Genomic DNA, 378 nt, shown 5'->3' with positions numbered 1-378 from the left:
AACCCCGGTCTGAATGATGGATCAGGGGCAGGTTCTTAGTTATCCTTTTGGACAGTGCCATCTTCAGGGCACCGATACATCCCTCTGCCGAGAGGTCATTTTGTACCTGGTACCCCATGATCTGATGGGAGTAAAGGTCCGTGATCAGGCTCAGGTACACAAAGTCGTTATTGAGCCTGAGGTACGTGATATCGCTCACCCAGACCTGTTCAGGGCGGTTTATCTCAATTTCTGTGATCAGGTTATTATACTTTTTCATCCAGTGATTCGAGTCGGTAGTAATGGTTCTGCGACGGCGCCTCTTGATCTGCATATCCATGCTGCACATCAAATCAAAAAGGTAATCTCTTCCTATACTGATGTGATGTTCCAGTAAGA

General features: G+C 46.8%; 1 protein-coding gene. It reads right to left on the bottom strand.

Annotated elements, in window-relative coordinates; translation table 11 throughout:
• The coding region (locus tag BFL47_RS19420) for a DDE-type integrase/transposase/recombinase (RefSeq protein ID WP_139125890.1) at positions 1–378 on the bottom strand (378 nt) is incomplete at both ends.

The sequence above is a fragment of the Arcticibacter eurypsychrophilus genome (assembly GCF_001730525.1).
Taxonomy (GTDB): domain Bacteria; phylum Bacteroidota; class Bacteroidia; order Sphingobacteriales; family Sphingobacteriaceae; genus Arcticibacter; species Arcticibacter eurypsychrophilus.
This window is presented reverse-complemented; position numbering and strand designations above follow the sequence as displayed.